15 protein-coding genes and 1 pseudogene are annotated in these 16712 nt (G+C 70.4%); 10 read left to right on the plus strand and 6 right to left on the minus strand.

Features of this window, described 5'->3' with window-relative positions; all coding sequences use genetic code 11:
- Positions 1-52: 52 nt before the first annotated feature.
- Positions 53-877, minus strand: coding sequence for a class I SAM-dependent methyltransferase (locus AB0436_RS03285; protein ID WP_366466145.1), 825 nt, complete (start codon positions 875-877; stop codon positions 53-55).
- A gap of 256 nt (positions 878-1133) precedes the next feature.
- Complete coding sequence (gene sigJ, locus AB0436_RS03290) at positions 1134-2087, minus strand: RNA polymerase sigma factor SigJ (RefSeq protein WP_366465930.1); 954 nt, start codon at positions 2085-2087, stop codon at positions 1134-1136.
- A gap of 173 nt (positions 2088-2260) precedes the next feature.
- Between sigJ and AB0436_RS03295 the strand changes: the two genes are divergently transcribed.
- Complete coding sequence (locus AB0436_RS03295; RefSeq protein ID WP_366465931.1) at positions 2261-2665, plus strand: hypothetical protein; 405 nt, start codon at positions 2261-2263, stop codon at positions 2663-2665.
- Between the two features lie 86 nt (positions 2666-2751).
- Here AB0436_RS03295 and AB0436_RS03300 read toward each other — a convergent pair whose 3' ends face one another.
- Complete coding sequence (locus AB0436_RS03300; protein WP_366465932.1) at positions 2752-3390, minus strand: TetR/AcrR family transcriptional regulator; 639 nt, start codon at positions 3388-3390, stop codon at positions 2752-2754.
- Positions 3391-3610: 220 nt separating this feature from the next.
- Here AB0436_RS03300 and AB0436_RS03305 point away from each other — a divergent pair, with 220 nt between their 5' ends.
- From AB0436_RS03305 to AB0436_RS03330, 6 genes are all read left to right on the plus strand, one after another.
- Positions 3611-4480, plus strand: coding sequence for an SDR family oxidoreductase (locus AB0436_RS03305; RefSeq protein WP_366465933.1), 870 nt, complete (start codon positions 3611-3613; stop codon positions 4478-4480).
- Entirely contained in the window at positions 4477-6567 is a 2091-nt protein-coding gene (locus tag AB0436_RS03310; RefSeq protein WP_366465934.1) for an acetate--CoA ligase family protein, read from the plus strand. The genes AB0436_RS03305 and AB0436_RS03310 overlap by 4 nt, the downstream gene beginning before the upstream one ends.
- A 110-nt stretch (positions 6568-6677) precedes the next feature.
- Positions 6678-7850, plus strand: coding sequence for an acyl-CoA dehydrogenase family protein (locus tag AB0436_RS03315; protein ID WP_366465935.1), 1173 nt, complete (start codon positions 6678-6680; stop codon positions 7848-7850).
- A complete protein-coding gene (locus AB0436_RS03320; RefSeq protein WP_366465936.1) occupies positions 7851-8570 on the plus strand; it encodes an enoyl-CoA hydratase/isomerase family protein in 720 nt (239 codons plus the stop codon).
- Between the two features lie 73 nt (positions 8571-8643).
- Complete coding sequence (locus tag AB0436_RS03325; protein ID WP_366465937.1) at positions 8644-10128, plus strand: cytosine permease; 1485 nt, start codon at positions 8644-8646, stop codon at positions 10126-10128.
- Positions 10129-10197: 69 nt separating this feature from the next.
- Positions 10198-11061: a 3-hydroxybutyryl-CoA dehydrogenase gene (locus AB0436_RS03330; protein ID WP_366465938.1), complete on the plus strand. Its 864-nt coding sequence runs from the start codon at positions 10198-10200 to the stop codon at positions 11059-11061.
- Between the two features lie 18 nt (positions 11062-11079).
- Here AB0436_RS03330 and AB0436_RS03335 read toward each other — a convergent pair whose 3' ends face one another.
- From AB0436_RS03335 to AB0436_RS03345, 3 genes and pseudogenes are all read right to left on the minus strand, one after another.
- Positions 11080-11649 (minus strand): response regulator transcription factor, encoded by a 570-nt coding sequence (locus tag AB0436_RS03335; RefSeq protein ID WP_366465939.1) that lies wholly within the window; start codon positions 11647-11649, stop codon positions 11080-11082.
- 10 nt (positions 11650-11659) lie between these two features.
- Positions 11660-11839 (minus strand): annotated as a pseudogene (locus AB0436_RS03340) (sensor histidine kinase); the annotation flags it as partial.
- A 10-nt stretch (positions 11840-11849) separates the two neighbouring features.
- Positions 11850-12467 (minus strand): hypothetical protein, encoded by a 618-nt coding sequence (locus tag AB0436_RS03345; RefSeq protein WP_366465940.1) that lies wholly within the window; start codon positions 12465-12467, stop codon positions 11850-11852.
- 181 nt (positions 12468-12648) lie between these two features.
- Between AB0436_RS03345 and AB0436_RS03350 the strand changes: the two genes are divergently transcribed.
- Genes AB0436_RS03350 through nirD form a run of 3 tightly spaced genes read left to right on the plus strand, consistent with a single transcriptional unit; the run spans position 12649 to position 16680 of the window.
- Complete coding sequence (locus AB0436_RS03350) at positions 12649-13824, plus strand: FAD-dependent oxidoreductase (protein ID WP_366465941.1); 1176 nt, start codon at positions 12649-12651, stop codon at positions 13822-13824.
- 1 nt (position 13825) lies between these two features.
- A complete protein-coding gene (gene nirB, locus AB0436_RS03355) occupies positions 13826-16360 on the plus strand; it encodes a nitrite reductase large subunit NirB (RefSeq protein WP_366465942.1) in 2535 nt (844 codons plus the stop codon).
- Entirely contained in the window at positions 16357-16680 is a 324-nt protein-coding gene (nirD, locus tag AB0436_RS03360) for a nitrite reductase small subunit NirD (protein WP_366465943.1), read from the plus strand. The genes nirB and nirD overlap by 4 nt, the downstream gene beginning before the upstream one ends.
- Positions 16681-16712: the final 32 nt, after the last annotated feature.

The following is a 16712-nucleotide window of genomic DNA, read 5'->3' on the forward strand; positions in this document are numbered from 1 at the left end:
TTCGTTGTGACATCGCGGGGTGCCTTCCACGGCGCGAAGGGTGCCCCTTGATTCACGTGGTCTGCCGGCGCACGGCCGAGATCAGCCCGCCGGGCTGCTCCTCCCGCTGCGGCGCGGTGCTGAGCGGACGGCCGTAGGCGGCAGCACGCTCACGCAGGGTGTAGGTCCGGGCCTCCCAGCCGTGCTCGGCCAGCCAGCCGACCGGGTCCTCGGGCATCTCCGAAACCCACAGGGACGCCGCCGATCCCGGCCCGGCGTCCGCGCCGAAGCGTTCGATCACCCCGCGCGTGCCCAGCGTCAGGCCCATCCGGCTGCCGGGTGCGGAGTGCGCGCCGATCCGGGCCAGCAGCAGTTCCACCGCGTCCTCAGGCAGGTAGATCAGCAGTCCCTCGGCGATCCACACCGTCGGCAGCGCCGGGTCGTGCCCGGCAGCGGCCAACGCCCCGGGCCAGTCCTCGCGCAGATCCACCGGGACGGTGATCCGCTCACAGCGCGCAACAGCCTGCTCCTGACGCAGCACCGAAGCCTTGAAGCCCAGCGGCTCAACGGTGTCGACCTCGAACAGGCGGGTGTCCTCGGGCCAGTCCATCCGGAAGGCCCGGCTGTCCATGCCCGCGCCGAGCAGCACGACCTGCCGGATGCCGGCCGCGGAGGCCTCCTTCAACAGGTCGTCGAGGAACTTCGTCCTGACGACAATGGAGAACGCCACGCCCAGCCGGTACCGCCGGGCGGCCTCGTCACCGCGCGGCGGCACCGAGTCCGGCCCGCGCCCGCCGGCGATGGCGAAGGCCATGGCCAGCGGGTCCCGGAACAACGCGTTCTCCCGCTCGGTCTCCCGCGCCCGCACCCGGGCCACCCCGACCGCCGTGGCCCACACCCCGGACGGTTGCACCCGCCCCCGCTCATCAGTCACCGCAGCAGCCTAACCAAACGCGGCGAACACGTGGGACGTGCCGCCCGGCGATGCGTGCCGTGCCCGACCCGGTCAGGGAACTCTTGTGATGAGGACGGGCTGGAAGAGGCCGCTGGCTTCGGGCGCCTGCCCTTGGGGGTCCATGAAACCCGCGCGTCGCATCTCGGCCAGGGCCGCATGCAAGGGACCTTCTGTCCGGGCCGAACTGCGAGACGCCGGGTCAGCTCTGTCCTTGCTCGGTCCACGGACGGAGCCTCTCCGGGTTGCGGATCGCCCAGATGCGAGTGATGCGGCCGCTGGTGAGCGCGAACGCCGCCACGGTCACGGTGACGCCGGCGTGCTGGGCGACCAGGCCGGGCCGGCCGTTGACCGTCCGCTCCAGGAGCGTCACACCAGGGGCTATGCCGGCGATCTGCATCAGGTACTGGGCGATGCGCTCGCTGCCCTCGACCGGGCGGAGGGCGGCGCCGACCAGTCCGCCGCCGTCGGCGATCATCGTGGCGTCGGGGTCGAGGAGGTCGACGAGCGCCTTGATGTCCCTGGCCTCCCACGCCTCCTTGAAACGCCGCACCAGACCGGCCTGCCCGGCCGTCGGAGCCGCCGGAACCCGCGCGGCGCGAATACGCCGACGGGCCGAGGACGCCAGCTGCCGACAGGCCGCCGACGTCCGGCCGACGATCTCGGCAACCTCGGCGAAGGGGTACCGGAAGACGTCGTGCAGGATAAAGACCACGCGTTCGGCCGGCGTCATCGACTCCAGTACGACGAGGAAGGCCATGTTCACCGACTCGTCCAGGGCGACCCGGTCCGCGGGGTCGGCCGGCTCGGCCCTGCCGTCACCCGCCGACCCGCTGATCCACTCCGTACGGTCGGGCAGCGGCTCGGGTATCCATTCGCCGACGTAGCGCTCGCGCCGGGCCCGCGCGGAGCCGAGCAGGTCCAGGCAGATGCGGCTGGCGACTGTCGTCAGCCAGGCGCCGGGCGACTCGATGGCCTCCTGCTGTGGCCGCGACATCGCGTACCAGCGGGCGTAGGTCTCCTGCACGGCGTCCTCGGCCTCGGCCAGCGAACCGAGCAGCCGATAGGCGACATTGGTCAACTGGCGCCGCTCGCCGACGATCGCACTCAGACCCGGCTCGGAACGGTCGCGCCCTGGCTCGGCGGGGGTGCTCATGGCTGCGACCGCTCCCTGGTTCTTCTCGTTCGCTCCCGATCTCGCCACTGAGGCGAAACACCGCACGGGACTGTGAGGTCGGCGCTTCGCCCTCACATTTCGCGGGCTCACGTCGTCGGACCGTCGAGACATTACCGATCCACTGCCGCGAGGCAGAAGAGAGGACCGCTCCCATGGCCAACCGGACGACGGCAGCACACCGCAGCCTCACGTTCCTGCAGGTCGCGATCGGGCTGCAGACTTTGGCCATTTTCTTCCAGGCGGTCACGGCCGGGCTGCTGCTGTCCTCCTCCCACGGCGAGGTACCGCACAGCGTCGGGGCGCGCGTGATGTACGGCGCATCGATGTTGTACGTGCTCGCCGCGATCCTGGCGTGGCGGCCGGGCGGCGGGGCGCCCCGCCCCATCCTGTACGCCTCCGGCTTCCTCATACTCGCTTCGGTACAGGTGGTGCTGGGCATCGCGCACGTGCTGTCGCTGCATGTCCCCCTGGGCGTCCTGATGTTCGGACTGAGCGTGCAGGCGCTGGGCCAGGCACTGTCCGCCCACCTGTCGCAGCGCTCCGGCAGCCGGCCGTAGCCGCGACGTCGCCGTCTATGTGCGTGCCGCCGCCGAAAGAAGCCGCTGTTTTCGGGCGCCCCCAGCGGATCTCCGGGGGCGCGGTGTCATGCCGGTTCGGGGCAGTCGGCCGGCCGGCGCGCGGCCGGTGCAGCCAGCTCACGCGCGACGAAGTCGACCAGCAGTTCGCGCATCACCGTGATGGTCATCCCCGGAGCACCGGTGAGTACCTGGATGGCGGCACCGTCGGTGAGTGCGGTGAGCTGCCGAGCCGCGTTCTCCGGGTCCACATCGGTCCGGAAGACGCCCTGGGACTGGCCGCGTCGCACGGTCCGTACGACCGTTTCCTGCCAGCGCGCGTAGTACTCGTTGTGAGCGGGCCGGAATTCGGGACGGATCACCGCCTCCGCCCAGTACTGCAGCCAGATCGACCACTCGTCACGGACCCGGCCCATCCGTGGCAGCTGCATGTCGATCAGCTTGAGCAGCCGCTCGTGGGCACTGGTGATGCCCCGCAGCTCGATGCTCTGCCGGATGAACGCCTGATCCACGCAGTATTTGAGGGCCTCGGTGAGCACGTCGTTCTTGCCGGGGAAGTAGTAGTGCACCGTACCGGTGCTGGTTCCGCAGACGCGGGCGATGTCCGAGACGCGCACCGCGTGGAAGCCGCGCTCGGCGATCAGCTGCCACGTCGCCTCAAGAATCGACTCGCGGCGGTCCTCGTCCGTGCGTGGCTGCGCGGCCATACCGTCTCCCCAGTCCTTCGGTCCCCGTGCTCCGCTGCGGCCTGTGCCTCGGATTCTTTCCCACATATTACTGATGCGTCAGTCAAAGACAAGTGATCCGACCAGGCTTCAAGGTCTGCGAATTCCGTTAACCACTTCCTCGCCAACCCTTGACAGGGGGAGTTGGGAAGGGGCTAACTGACGCATCAGTCAAACCTTTTCTTCGACCGAGGAGGCCTCCGTGCGGAGCGCTCCACTCCCGTCCGACGGCGTATCGCCGCCGGGTGCCCCCACGCCGCCGACCGGCGTGCTCCGGTCCGACGTCCATGCCGGCCGCGTCGCCCTGATCACCGGAGGTGGAACCGGGATCGGCCGGGCGACCGCGCTCGACCTGGCAGCCGGCGGTGCAAAGGTCGTGATCTGCGGCCGCCGGGCCGAGCCGCTGGAGGCCGTACGGCAGACGATCGCCGCAGCCGGGGGCGAATGCCTCGCACTGTCCGTGGACATCCGCGAGGAGCAGCAGGTGTCCGAGGTCGTCGACCGTGCCCTGCTGGAGTACGGACGCATCGACATCCTGGTGAACAACGCGGGCGGCCAGTTCTCGGCTCCCGCCGAGGACATCAGCCCCAAGGGCTGGCGCGCGGTGCACCGGCTGGCGGTCGATGCCACCTGGGCGGTCACCCGGGAAGTGGCACTGCGGGCGATGATCCCGCAGCGCTCGGGCGCTGTCTTCTTCATCGCGTTCTCCCCGCGCCGGGGCATCCCGGGCATGGTTCACGCGTCGGCGGCCCGAGCCGCCGTGGAGAATCTCGCGGCGGGACTCAGCCTGGAGTGGAGCCGGTACGGAATTCGCGCCGTGTGCGTGGCGCCCGGCACCATCGCCACCGAGGGCCTGGACGACAACTACACGACGGCCGACCGCGAACGCTGGACGCAGGCCGTGCCGCTGGGCAGGCTCGGCCGTCCGGAGGACGTGTCCGGCGTCATTTCCTTCCTCGCCTCTCCCGGGGGTTCCTACGTCACCGGCACGACCGTCGTCGTGGACGGCGGCGCCGACGCCTGGGGTACCGGGCACCCCGTCCCTCAGCCTCTGCCGGAGGCTCAGCCATGACGCTCACCGCTCCCATCGGATCCCGCACGGATCCCGCGTCGGCACGCGATCTCTCCCCGCTGTTCTCCCCGCGCGCTGTCGCCATCATCGGAGCCAGCAACGACCGCTCCAAGTACGGCAATTGGATCAGCGTGCAGGCCCTGCGGATGAAGGGCCACCGACCCGTCCATCTGGTCAACCGCCGTGGTGGGCCGGTACTCGGCGAGCCCGCTTACCGCAGCCTCGCCGAGGTGCCGGGGCCGGTCGACCTGGCCGTCATCGCCGTGCCCGCCGCCGGATTCGCGGCCGCCGTCGACGACTGCCTGGCCGCCGGTGTTCGGGCGATCGTCGGCATCACCGCCGGTTTCGGGGAACTGGGCGAGGACGGGCGACTGCTCCAGACGGCGCTCGCCGCCCGGGTCCGGGAGGCCGGAGCAGTCCTGCTCGGGCCCAACTGCCTCGGCGTCCTGGACAGCACCAGCGGCCTTTACCTGGCCTCCAATCCGCTGCCGGCCGGATCTGTCGGGCTGATATCCCAGAGCGGCAACATGGCGCTGGAGCTGAGCGGCATTCTCGAGGACCGTGCTCTCGGGTTCTCCCGCTTCGCCTCGCTGGGCAACCAGGCTGATCTGGGGGTCGCGGATCTGGTCCGCGCCTACGCCGATCACCCCGGCACCGACATGATCGCTGTGTACTGCGAGGACTTCGGCGACGGCCGGGCCTTCGTGGCCGCCGCCGCCGACGCGGTGGCCGCGGGCAAACCCGTGGTGCTGCTGACCGTGGGCGGCGGCGCAGCCTCGGCACGCGGCGCCAAGTCCCATACGGGAGCCCTGACCAGCGACAGCTCGGTCATCGACGCCGCCTGCCGGGCGGCGGGCGTCGACCGGGTGTCCAGCCCGCACGAGATGGCCGACCTGCTGCACCTGCTGCACCGGTTCGGTCCGGCCCCCGCCCGCCGGGTCGCGGTGCTCGCCGACGGCGGCGGTCACGCATCGGTGGCCTGCGATACCGCAGAGGCGCACGGCCTGTCCGTACCGGAATTCACCCCCCAACGGGCCGATGCGCTGCGGCACCTGCTGCCCCCGTCGGCCGGGGTGGGCAACCCGGTGGACCTGGCCGGGGCAGGAGAACAGGACATCACCTCCTTCTGCACCACGCTGGACCTGCTGCTCGCCGATCCCGATGTCGACAGCGTCCTGGTCACCGGCTACTTCGGCGGATACGGGCGGTACGGTCCGGAGCTGGCCCGTGCTGAGATCGCCACCGCGCGGGCCATGGGCGAAAAGGTGCGCGGCAGGGGTAAGCCGGTGGTGGTTCACACCATGTGCGCCGCCAGCCCGGCCGCCGACGAGCTGCGGCGACAAGGCGTCCCGGTGTTCCGTGCGGTGGAGGACGCAGCACGGAGCCTGGGCCTGATGGCGCGACACGCCCCGCCGGCGCACCCGCCGAGGTCACTGCCCGATCCCGCGCCCCCCGTGCCTGATGACGGTTACTGGACCGCGCGGGAACTGATCCGCACGGCCGGTGTGTCGTTCCCCGACGCCCGGCTGGTGCATACCGCGGACGAGGCAGTGCGGGCGGCGGCGGACATCGGCTGTCCCGTGGTGATCAAAGCCCTGGGCCTGCTGCACAAGTCGGACTCCGGCGGGGTCGCGCTGGGGCTCGCCGGAGAGCAGGCCGTGCGGGACGCCGTGACCGATATGGCCGTCCGGCTCGATCCGCCCGGCTTCTGTGTGGAGGCCATGGCGGACCTGACCGACGGTGTGGAGCTGATCGTCGGTGTGCGGCGCGACCCGCGCTTCGGCCCGGTCGCCATGGTGGGTCTTGGTGGGGTCACCACCGAGGTGCTCCGCGATGTGTCCTTCGCACTGGCTCCGCTGGAGCCCGCCCAGGCCCTGGAGATGCTCTCCGGGCTGCGCACCGCCGCCCTCCTGCGAGGCGTGCGCGGCAGGCCGGCCGTCGACCTCGATGCACTGGCGCACGCGGTGGCCGCCATCACCGAAGTGGCCGCTGTCCACCCGGACATCGCCGAACTGGAGGTCAATCCTCTGCTCGCGACTCCGGGCGGAGCCCAGGGCCTGGATGCCCGCATCGTGCCCATCGGCTGAGCACCGGCTCCCGGCGCCACACCGCTCCGGCACACACCCCCCGCTTCGCCCATGACCCCGCGCTGCCCTACTCCCCTCCCTCCGATCCACGTAAAAAAAGGAGAAACACCATGGAGTTCGCTCTCACCCCCAGGCTCGCCGAGCTCAAGCAGCGTGCCGCCGGTCTCACCGGCAAAATCATGCAGTACGAGGACCAGTGCGAGGCCGAAAACGGGCTGTCCGTCGAGGCGCTGGCGGCCATTCGGGAAGAAGTACTGGCCAGCGGCCTGCAGGCGATCAACATGCCGACCGAGTGGGGCGGCGCCGGTCTGACCGTGCTGGAACAGGTCGTGGTGCAGGACGAACTCGGCAAGCTCACCAACGCACTGTGGGACACGGTCTGGCGCCCCGCCAACTGCCTGCGGGCCTGCACACCGCAGCAGCGCGAGCGCTATCTGCTCCCCGGCATCCAAGGCCGTTGCCGCGACGCCGTGGCGATCACCGAGGAGAATGCCGGCTCCGACCCGTCCGGCATCGCCACCACCGCCGTCCCGGACGGCGACGGATACCGTATCAACGGCGAGAAGTGGTTCGTGACCGTCGGGGATGCGGCCGACTTCCTGATCGTGCTCGCCAACGTCCAGCCGCAGAACGCCCCGACGCTGTTCCTGATCGACAAGGACACCCCCGGAGTGTCGGTCAAGCGGACCCCCCGCTACACCCACACCTTCGTATACGAGCACCCGGAGTTCCTCTTCGAGGACGTACGAGTCGACGCGGACGCCGTGCTCGGCGGGGTCGGCCAGGGCTACGAACTGACCCGCGACTGGTTCACCGAGGAGCGCCTGATGATCGGCGCGCGCACCATCGGTGCTGCGGAGCGCGCGCTGACGCTGGCCACCGAGTGGGCCGGCCAGCGGGTGCAAGGCGGCGAGACGCTGATCAGCCGCCAGCTGATCCAGGGGATGCTCGCCGACTGTGTCGTGGACATCGCGACCAACCGGGCGCTGACCCATCAGGTCGCCTGGGAGTTCACCGAAGGCGGCGACCGCAAGACGCTGCACGCGAAGGCGGCCACCGTCAAGCTCGCCGCCTCCGAGGCGTCCAACCGGGTCGTCGACCGGACGCTGCAGATCTTCGGCGGTCGCGGCTACATGCGCGACTACCCGGTGGAGCGGCTCTGGCGCGAGCTGCGCGTGGACCGCATCTGGGAGGGCACCTCCGAGATCCAGCGCTTGGTCATCGGCAACGAGATCGGCAAGCGCGGACTGTCCGGCCTGCTCTCCTTCCGCACGGAGTCCTGAATGACCGCCGCCGGCAGCGTTCATCTCTCGCGGCGCGGTGACGTCGCCGTCGTCGAGTTGCGCAGGGAGGCCAAACTCAATGCGCTTTCCACTCATCTGGAGGCCCGGCTGCTCGATGCACTGCGTTCCGAAGAGGTGCGCACCAGCCGGGCAGTGGTGATCACCGGCGGGCAGCGGGTGTTCTCCGCAGGAGCCGACGTGGGGGAGCTGAGGGAGATGACTCCCGAGGCGATCGCCGAGTACTACCGCGCATCGGGAGCGGTGTACGAGACGTTCGCGGCCCTCCCCCAGCCGACCGTGGCCGCTATCGCCGGCCATTGCCTGGGCGGCGGACTGGAGTTGGCGCTGGCCGCCGACATCCGGATCGCAGACCCGAGCGCCTCGTTCGCCCTGCCGGAGGTCGGGATCGGCATCCTGCCCAGTTCCGGCGGCGTCACCCGGCTGGTCCGCTGCATCGGCCCGGCGCGTACCCGGGACCTGGTGCTGCGCGGCCGTCGCATGCCGGCGGCCGAGGCCCACGCGTGGGGCGTGCTGAGTGAAGTCTGCGCACCCGGTTGCCATGTGGACCGGGCGTTGGAGATCGGCCGCGAGCTGGCCGCTCAGCCACCGTTGGCGGTCTCCGTCGCCAAGCAGGTGATAGCTGCCGCCACCGATGCGCCCCGTGAGGCGTCACTGCTGCTCGAGCAGCTTGCGTACGCCGCGCTCAACCGCACGGCCTGAGCCGGCAGATCAGCGGAAGGAGGACCGCCGGCGAGGGCCGCCGACGGCCCTCGCACCCTTCAGGAGGAGCGACATGGCAGTCAGCACCCCCAGTACGACCGGTTCGGCTCAGCCACAGCCGGCCAGGAGACTCGGTATAGAGTCCCGCTCGATCGACTATGTGCCGCTCGCGGAGCGGCACGGCAAGGTGTGGCACCTGTTTCCGGTGTGGTTCGCCGGTGACGCGCACCTGGCGACGGTCGCAACCGGCGCCATCGGTGTGACACTCGGCGGCAACATGATCTGGACGGCTGTAGCCGTCGTACTCGGAGGCGCCTTCGGCACCTTCTTCATGGCCTTCCACTCCGCTCAGGGCCCCCAGCTCGGTCTGCCCCAGATGGTGCAGTCACGGCCGCAGTTCGGCTTCATGGGAGCACTCCTGGTGTGGGTGGTGGCGCTGGTGACCTATATCGGTTACACGGCCTTCAACCAGGTGCTGATCGGAAGCACCATGCAGCACCTGGCCGGTGTACCGACCGGCATGAGCTTCGTCGGTTACGCGGTCCTGGCCATCGTGCTGGCCGTGGTCGGCTATGACTTCATACACCGGGCCTCGCGCTGGCTCACCTACCTCATCCTGGCCGCGCTCGTGGTGTTCTCCGTGGGCGTCGTGATGGTGAACCCGTTCACCTCGGCGCAGCTGGATCTGGGGTCCTTCGCGCTCACCCCGTTCCTGATCCAGTTCTTCACCGCCGCGGTGTATCAGCTCTCCTGGTCCATCTACGTGTCGGACTACTCGCGCTATCTGCCGCCGTCGGTCGGTGTGCGATCGTCCTTCTGGTGGACCTATGTCGGCGCGTGGGTCGGGGGTGCCTGGATGATGCTCGTCGGCACGGTCGCCGCTGGGTTGTTTCCGAAGACCGATCTGGTGGACTCGGTGGTCTCCGCCGGCAACACGCTGTTCCCCGGCTTCGGTGTGACGCTGCTGGTGATCACCGTGGTGCCGCTGATCTCCATCGAGGCACTGAACTTCTACGGCGGCAGCCTGACCCTGCTCTCCAGCATGGACTCGATCAAGCAGACCAGGCCCACGGTCACCAAACGGGTGGTCGCCCTGGTCGTCATCGGGGTGCTGTCGACCGTGATCGCCTTCGGTTCCGACGAGCACTTCATCGAGCAGTTCGGTGAGTTCCTGACCGTCCTGGGCTTCCTGTTCACCCCGTGGACCGCGATCAACCTGGTCGACTTCTACGTGGTGCGGCGCGGCCACTACTCGATCCGGCAGATCTTCAATCCCCGCGGCACCTACGGCCGGTGGAGTTGGCGGGGTCTGCTGGCCTACGGCGTCGGCTTCGCCGCGATGATGCCGTTCGCGGTGATCGGCAGCTCCATGGGCCCGGTGGCCGGATGGCTCGGCGGCATCGACATCACCATGCCGGTGGGCCTGGTCGTCGCCACCGGCGTCTATCTCCTGGTGTGCCGTTCGCTCGACCTGGAGGGCGAACGGGCGATGGCGGCGGACGAAACCGAAGCGGAGCTCGAGACGTCCGGCCCGGTCCCGGCAGCGCACGAAGACTGACGGCCATGTCCGTTCCAGTTCACTATCGGGACCATCGGCCCGCCACGGGCGGCCGGAAGGAGACCACACATGGAGACGGTCCACCGCATCGGCGTCGTGGGCGCCGGGCTCATGGGCTCGGGGATCGCCGAAGTGTGCGCGCGAGGCGGCCTGGAGGTTACGGTCGCTGAGATCAACTCCGACGCACTGGCCCACGGGCGAGGCCGCATCGAGGCGTCCCTCGCCCGCGGTGTCCGCAGCGGAAAACTGTCGGAAGCCGACCGCCGGGCGGCACTCGGTCGGCTGCGTCTCACCACCGACCTCGGCGAACTGGCCGACCGGGACATGGTGATCGAAGCCGTGGCGGAGAACGAGCGCATCAAAACGGAGGTGTTCACCGTCCTCGACAGGGTCGTGTGCCGCACCGACGCGATCCTCGCCTCCAACACCTCGTCGATACCGATCGCGAAGCTCGCCATGGTGACCACCCGTCCGCAGCAGGTCGTCGGCATCCACTTCTTCAACCCGGTGCCGGTGCTCGACCTCGTGGAGCTGGTGCCTTCCTTGCTGACCGGTGAGGAGACGGAACTGCGTACTCGGCGATTCCTCACCGATACGCTGGGAAAGCAGGTGATCCGAGCCACCGACCGGGCCGGCTTCGTGGTGAACGCGCTGCTGGTTCCCTACCTGCTCGCCGCGGTGCGGATGCTCGAGTCCGGCTATGCCACCGCCGCCGACATCGACGGCGGCATGGTGCACGGCTGCGCACACCCGCTGGGCCCGCTCGCCCTGACCGACCTGATCGGCCTGGACACCACCCAGGCGATCGCCGAGTCGATGTTCGACGAGTTCAAGGAGCCTCTCTACGCGCCGCCGCCCCTGCTGCAACGCATGGTGGAGGCAGGGCTCCTCGGCAGGAAGGCGGGCCGGGGGTTTCACCGGTATGACAGGTGATGTACCGGGTCGACACGCCTACGCCCCCGACACCTCCAGATACCGCAGCACCGCCAGCACCCTGCGGTGCCCCGTCTCCGACGGTGGCAGGTCCAGCTTGGTGAAGATGTTGGAGATGTGTTTCTCCACGGCGCGCTCCGAGACGACGAAGGACGCGGCAATGGAGTGGTTCGTACGGCCTTGGGCCATCAGCCCCAGCACCTCCCGCTCGCGCGGGGTGAGGGTGTCCAGCGCCGAGGCGCGGCGGCTTGCGCCGAAGAGCTGGGCGACGACTTCGGGGTCGAGCGCGGTGCCGCCTGCGGCGACCCGGCCCAACGCCTCGACGAACTCGGCGATGTTCACGACGCGTTCCTTGAGCAGGTACCCGACCCCGCCGGTTCCCGCGCCGAGCAGCTGCGCCGCGTACTTCGTCTCGACGTACTGGGAGAAGATCAGCAAACCGACCCGGGGCGACGACCGGCGGATCGCGACCGCCGCGCGGAGGCCCTCGTCCGTGTGGCCGGGCGGCAGCCTGATGTCGATCACCGCGGCGTCCGGACGGTGTTCGTCGACCGCGGCGAGCAGCGCTTCCGAAGCCCAACAAGGCACCGACGAGCCGCCGTTGGAGCCCGCCGATGCTGACCGCGCCGCGTACCGTCAGCGCGATCAGCCACGGTCCGAGCGCGGTGACCGAGAGGGCTCCGCCGATCAGCAGGCCGTAGAGGACCAGCACCATACCCGCCAAGGCGATGGGCAGGGCCAGTACCGCATAGAGGACGGCGCACAGACGTTGTCGCATGCGGGACAACTTAGAGCTGGTGGATGATCGGGGCGGAAAGCACGGCGCATACGGCGGCGACCCCGAGGGCGATGCCCGTGTTGCGCAGCAGGCCGGTGCGGTCCGTGCCCAGGAAGCCGGTCACCAGCCGCGCCTGCAGCGCCGTGAATCCCTTGACGACCCAGGGCGTGAGGAACAGGAACGTCGCCCCGCCGGCCCCGGCATGCACCGCCCAGGCGCCCGCCATGGTCGGTCCACCCCAGGAGTGCGACGGTTCGCCGTCGCTCCGCAGCGGGAAGCCGAAGTTGATCACCACGATGGTCCAGAAGTAGCCGCTGGTCACCGCGGCCATCAGGTTGAGCGGGCTGCTGATCACCGCATGCGCGAGGGCCACCGGCCCGGTGCGCGGGGGCTCTCCGAGATGCAGGTGCAGCAGGCGGCGGGCGAGCCCGCGCTGGATGCGGCCCGCGGGGCCGCCGACCAGGGCGAGCGGTACGCAGAGGAGGCCGACGGGGAGGGCCAGGAGGACGTACGCCGTACGCCGCCAGGTCCCGGCCCGGAAGGGTTCGCGGAGAATGACGCGGGCCAGGTGGGCGGAACGATTGCGGCGGGCGCCTCGGTCGGCGAGGGGCTGCTGTGTGAGGTCCATGGGGGTCAGCCTTCCGGCCGGGCGGCCCCGGATCGATCGTGCCTGCACGGAAGTGAATGGTTCGGTTCACCCCACCTCCCCCGGTCCCTCACACCCCGCCCCCGCCGACGCTGAGCGCAACGTGTCCCCGGGGAAACAGCCGGGAACCCGACGGGTAACACCCGCACCGCACGCTGTGGTCATGGTCAAGGACATCGTGGTGATCGGCGGCGGTACGGCCGGCTCCCGGCTCGCCCGGCAACTGGCGGCGGGGGCCGGGCCGGCCGCGCACGTCACCGTACTGGGCGAGGAGACGCAGGCGCCGTACAACCGCGTGCTGCTCGCCGACGTCCTCGCGGGCCGGTACGGGCCCGAGGTCATCGCGCTTCCCGCGACGGAGGTACGGCGCGGGGTGCGGGCGGTCAGGATCGACCGGGCCGACCGGGTCGTGCAGTGCGACGACGGCAGTGCCGTCCCGTACTCCACGCTGGTGCTGGCCACCGGCTCGAACCCGGTGCTGCCGCCGCTGCGCGGGCTCGGTGACGACCTGCCGGACGGTGTGCACCCCTTCCGCACCATGGACGACTGTCTGGCGCTCGCCGCGGCGGTCACCGAAGGCACCCGTGCGGTGGTCATCGGCGGCGGGCTGCTGGGCGTCTCCGCGGCCAGGGCGCTCGCCGAGCGCGGCGCCCAGGTGGTGCTGACCCAGCAGGGCGAGCACCTGATGGAACGCCAACTCGATCTGCAGGCCAGCGGGTTGCTCCGGGAACACCTGGAGTCGCTGGGCGTCGAGGTGCACACCGAGTGCCGGGTGCGCGGGCTGCGCGGGCGGGACGTCGAGCTCGCCGACGGATACGTACTCGGCTCCGATCTCACCGTGCTGGCCTGCGGGGTACGTCCCAGGACCGGGCTGGCCAGGGCCGCCGGGCTCGAGGTGCGGCGGGGCGTGGTGGTCGACGACGAGCTGCGCACGTCCGACCCGCACATCCGCGCCATCGGCGACTGCGCCGAGCACCGGGGCCAGGTCTACGGTCTGGCGGGGCCGGCCCTGGAACAGGCCGATGTGCTGGCCGGTCTGCTGGCCGGTGAGCCCGCCTCGTACACCGGCACCCGGGCGCTGACCCGGCTCACCCTGCAGGGCTCGGGCCCCCTCGACCTCGCCGCCTTCGGCGAGACCACTCCACTTCCCGGCGATGACGTGGTCCGTCTCGCCGATGCCACCCGGGGCGCGTACCGCAAGGTCGTCGTCCGCGGCGACCGTCTGGTCGGTGGCGTACTTCTCGGCGACCTCACCACTGTCGATGAGCTCGCCCGCACCTGGGAGGGCGACGAGCCGCTCCCCTCCACCCCGCTGTTCCATCTGCTTGGAGGCTCTTGAGATGTCCACTCCCACGATCGTGGTCATCGGCCACGGGATGGTCGGCCAGCGCTTCCTCGAGGCCATCGCCGAGCAGGGCGTGACCGACACGGCCCGCGTGGTGGTGCTCTGCGAGGAGCCCCGCCCCGCCTACGACCGGGTCCAGCTGACCTCGTACTTCTCCGGCCGTACCCCCGACGACCTCTCGCTGGTCGAGGACGGCTTCCTCGACCGGCACGGCATCGAGCTGCACCTCGACGACCCCGCGCAGAACGTGGACCGCGCCGCCCGGAAGGTCACCTCGCGCAGCGGGCGGGTCTTCGGCTACGACACGCTGGTGCTGGCCACCGGCTCGTACCCCTTCGTGCCGCCGGTGCCCGGCAAGGACGCGACGGGCTGCTTCGTCTACCGGACCATCGAGGACCTGCTCGCCATCGAGGATTACGCCAGGACCGCGAAGACCGGTGCGGTCGTCGGCGGCGGGCTGCTCGGTCTGGAGGCGGCCGGAGCGCTCAGCGGCCTCGGCCTCGACACCCACATCGTGGAGTTCGCCCCGCGGCTGATGCCGGTGCAGGTCGACGAGGGCGGTGGCGCGGCGCTGCTGCGCACGATCAGCTCGATGGGCCTGACCGTGCACACCGGGGTCGGCACCCAGGAGGTGACCACCGGGGACGACGGCACGGTCAACGGCATGGCGCTGTCGGACGGTACGACGCTCGACACCGACCTGGTGGTCTTCTCGGCCGGGGTCCGCCCGCGCGACCAGCTGGCCCGCGACTGCGGCCTGACGGTGGGCGAACGCGGCGGCATCCTGGTCGACGAGCAGTGCCGGACGTCCGACCCGGCGGTGTTCGCGATAGGTGAGTGCGCGCTCGCTGCGGACGGCCGGGTGTACGGACTTGTGGCGCCAGGTTACGAGATGGCGGAGACCGCGGCGGTCACCATCGCCGGTGACAGCAAGGCGTTCTCGGGCGCCGACCTGTCCACCAAGCTCAAGCTGCTCGGTGTGGACGTGGCGTCCTTCGGCGACGCGCACGGTCACGCCGACGGCTCGCTGGACGTGGTCTACGCGGACTCCCGCTCCGGTGTCTACAAGAAACTGGTGATCTCCCCCGAAGGCGCCCTGCTCGGCGGGATCCTGGTGGGCGACGCGGACGCCTACGCGATGCTGCGGCCGCTGACCGGTTCGGTGCCTCCGGTGCCTCCCGAAGAGCTGATCGCACCCGCCGGTTCCGCCGTCACCCTCGGACCCTCCTCGCTCCCCGACGACGCGGTGATCTGCAACTGCCACAACGTCACCAAGGCGGCCATCACCGCCTGCTCGACGCTGCCCGAGGTCAAGAAGTGCACCAAGGCCGGCACCGGCTGCGGGAGTTGCATCAAGCTGATCGGCCAGTTGCTGCCGGAGACCGGCGACAAGGGGCTCTGCGGCTGCTTCCCGCACACGCGCAGTGAGCTGTACGAGATCGCCCGCACCCTGCGGATCAACACCTTCGCCGAGCTGCTGGACAGCCACGGGCGGGAGGCGGCACGCGGCGGTGAGGGCTGCGAGGTCTGCCGGCCGACCGTCGGCTCCATCCTGGCGAGCCTGGCTCCGGCCATCGAGGCCAGCGGCTACATCCTGGACGGTGAGCAGGCGGCCCTGCAGGACACCAACGACCACTTCCTGGCCAACCTGCAGAAGAACGGTTCGTACTCGATCGTGCCGCGCATCCCCGGCGGCGAGGTAACCCCGGAGAAACTCATCGTGATCGGCGAGGTGGCCCGGGACTTCGGCCTCTACACGAAGATCACCGGTGGCCAGCGCATCGACCTGTTCGGGGCCCGGGTCGAGCAGCTCCCGCTCATCTGGACCCGGCTGGTCGACGCGGGCTTCGAGTCGGGTCACGCGTACGGCAAGGCGCTGCGCACCGTGAAGTCCTGTGTGGGGCAGACCTGGTGCCGTTACGGCGTCCAGGACTCGGTGCGGATGGCCATCGACCTGGAGCTGCGCTACCGCGGACTGCGGGCGCCGCACAAGCTGAAGTCGGCGGTCTCCGGGTGTGCGCGTGAGTGCGCGGAGGCCCAGTCGAAGGACTTCGGCGTGATCGCCACCGCCAACGGCTGGAACCTCTACGTCGGCGGCAACGGCGGCGCGACCCCGCGCCACGCGGACCTGCTGGCCCAGGACCTGTCCGACGCGGAACTGGTCCGGCTGATCGACCGGTTCCTGATGTTCTACATCCGCACCGCCGACCGGCTGGAGCGTACGGCGGCCTGGCTGGAGCGCCTGGAAGGCGGCCTCGACCACCTGCGGGACGTCGTCGTCCACGACTCGCTCGGGCTCTGCGACGAGTTGGAGGCGCTGATGGCCGCACATGTCGCCAACTACCGCGACGAATGGGCGGAAACCATCAACGACCCGGAGCGGCTGCGCCGCTTCGTCTCCTTCGTCAACGCCCCCGACGCCCCGGACCCGACGGTCGCCTTCGTTCCGGAACGCGACCAGATCAAGCCCGACCTGATGATCCTGACCCTCGAACGCTTCGACGCCCTGGAAGGGACGACCGCGCGATGACTCTCGAACTCCTGGTGAACGAGGACTGGCTGCCGGTCTGCGACCGCTCCGACCTGATCCCCGGCCGCGGCGTGGCCGCCCTGCTCCCGGACGGCCGCCAGGTCGCCCTCTTCCTGGACCGCGGCGCCCGCCCGTACGCCATCGGCAACCGGGACCCCTTCAGCGGTGCCCAGGTGCTCTCCCGCGGACTGATCGGCACCCACGAGGGCCGTGCCTTCGTGGCGTCCCCGCTGCTCAAACAGCGCTTCGACCTGGCGACCGGCGCCTGCCTCGACGACGAACAGGTCTCCGTCCCGTCGTTCACCGTGCGGGCGGCCTGAGCGTTGCGCACCGGGCAGGGCGGCGGCCCCGG

It is taken from the genome of Streptomyces sp. NPDC051322 (genome assembly GCF_040689485.1).
Classification (GTDB): domain Bacteria; phylum Actinomycetota; class Actinomycetes; order Streptomycetales; family Streptomycetaceae; genus Streptomyces.

Bases quoted from the DNA above. Each gene is read 5' to 3' on its own strand.
- nirB (WP_366465942.1), top strand. From the start codon at position 13,826: ATGTCCACTCCCACGATCGTGGTCATCGGCCACGGGATGGTCGGCCAG.
- AB0436_RS03315 (WP_366465935.1), top strand. From the start codon at position 6,678: ATGGAGTTCGCTCTCACCCCCAGGCTCGCCGAGCTCAAGCAGCGTGCC.
- AB0436_RS03300 (WP_366465932.1), bottom strand. From the start codon at position 3,390: ATGGCCGCGCAGCCACGCACGGACGAGGACCGCCGCGAGTCGATTCTT.
- sigJ (WP_366465930.1), bottom strand. From the start codon at position 2,087: ATGAGCACCCCCGCCGAGCCAGGGCGCGACCGTTCCGAGCCGGGTCTG.
- AB0436_RS03330 (WP_366465938.1), top strand. From the start codon at position 10,198: ATGGAGACGGTCCACCGCATCGGCGTCGTGGGCGCCGGGCTCATGGGC.
- AB0436_RS03310 (WP_366465934.1), top strand. From the start codon at position 4,477: ATGACGCTCACCGCTCCCATCGGATCCCGCACGGATCCCGCGTCGGCA.
- AB0436_RS03350 (WP_366465941.1), top strand. From the start codon at position 12,649: ATGGTCAAGGACATCGTGGTGATCGGCGGCGGTACGGCCGGCTCCCGG.
- AB0436_RS03320 (WP_366465936.1), top strand. From the start codon at position 7,851: ATGACCGCCGCCGGCAGCGTTCATCTCTCGCGGCGCGGTGACGTCGCC.
- AB0436_RS03345 (WP_366465940.1), bottom strand. From the start codon at position 12,467: ATGGACCTCACACAGCAGCCCCTCGCCGACCGAGGCGCCCGCCGCAAT.
- nirD (WP_366465943.1), top strand. From the start codon at position 16,357: ATGACTCTCGAACTCCTGGTGAACGAGGACTGGCTGCCGGTCTGCGAC.
- AB0436_RS03295 (WP_366465931.1), top strand. From the start codon at position 2,261: ATGGCCAACCGGACGACGGCAGCACACCGCAGCCTCACGTTCCTGCAG.
- AB0436_RS03325 (WP_366465937.1), top strand. From the start codon at position 8,644: ATGGCAGTCAGCACCCCCAGTACGACCGGTTCGGCTCAGCCACAGCCG.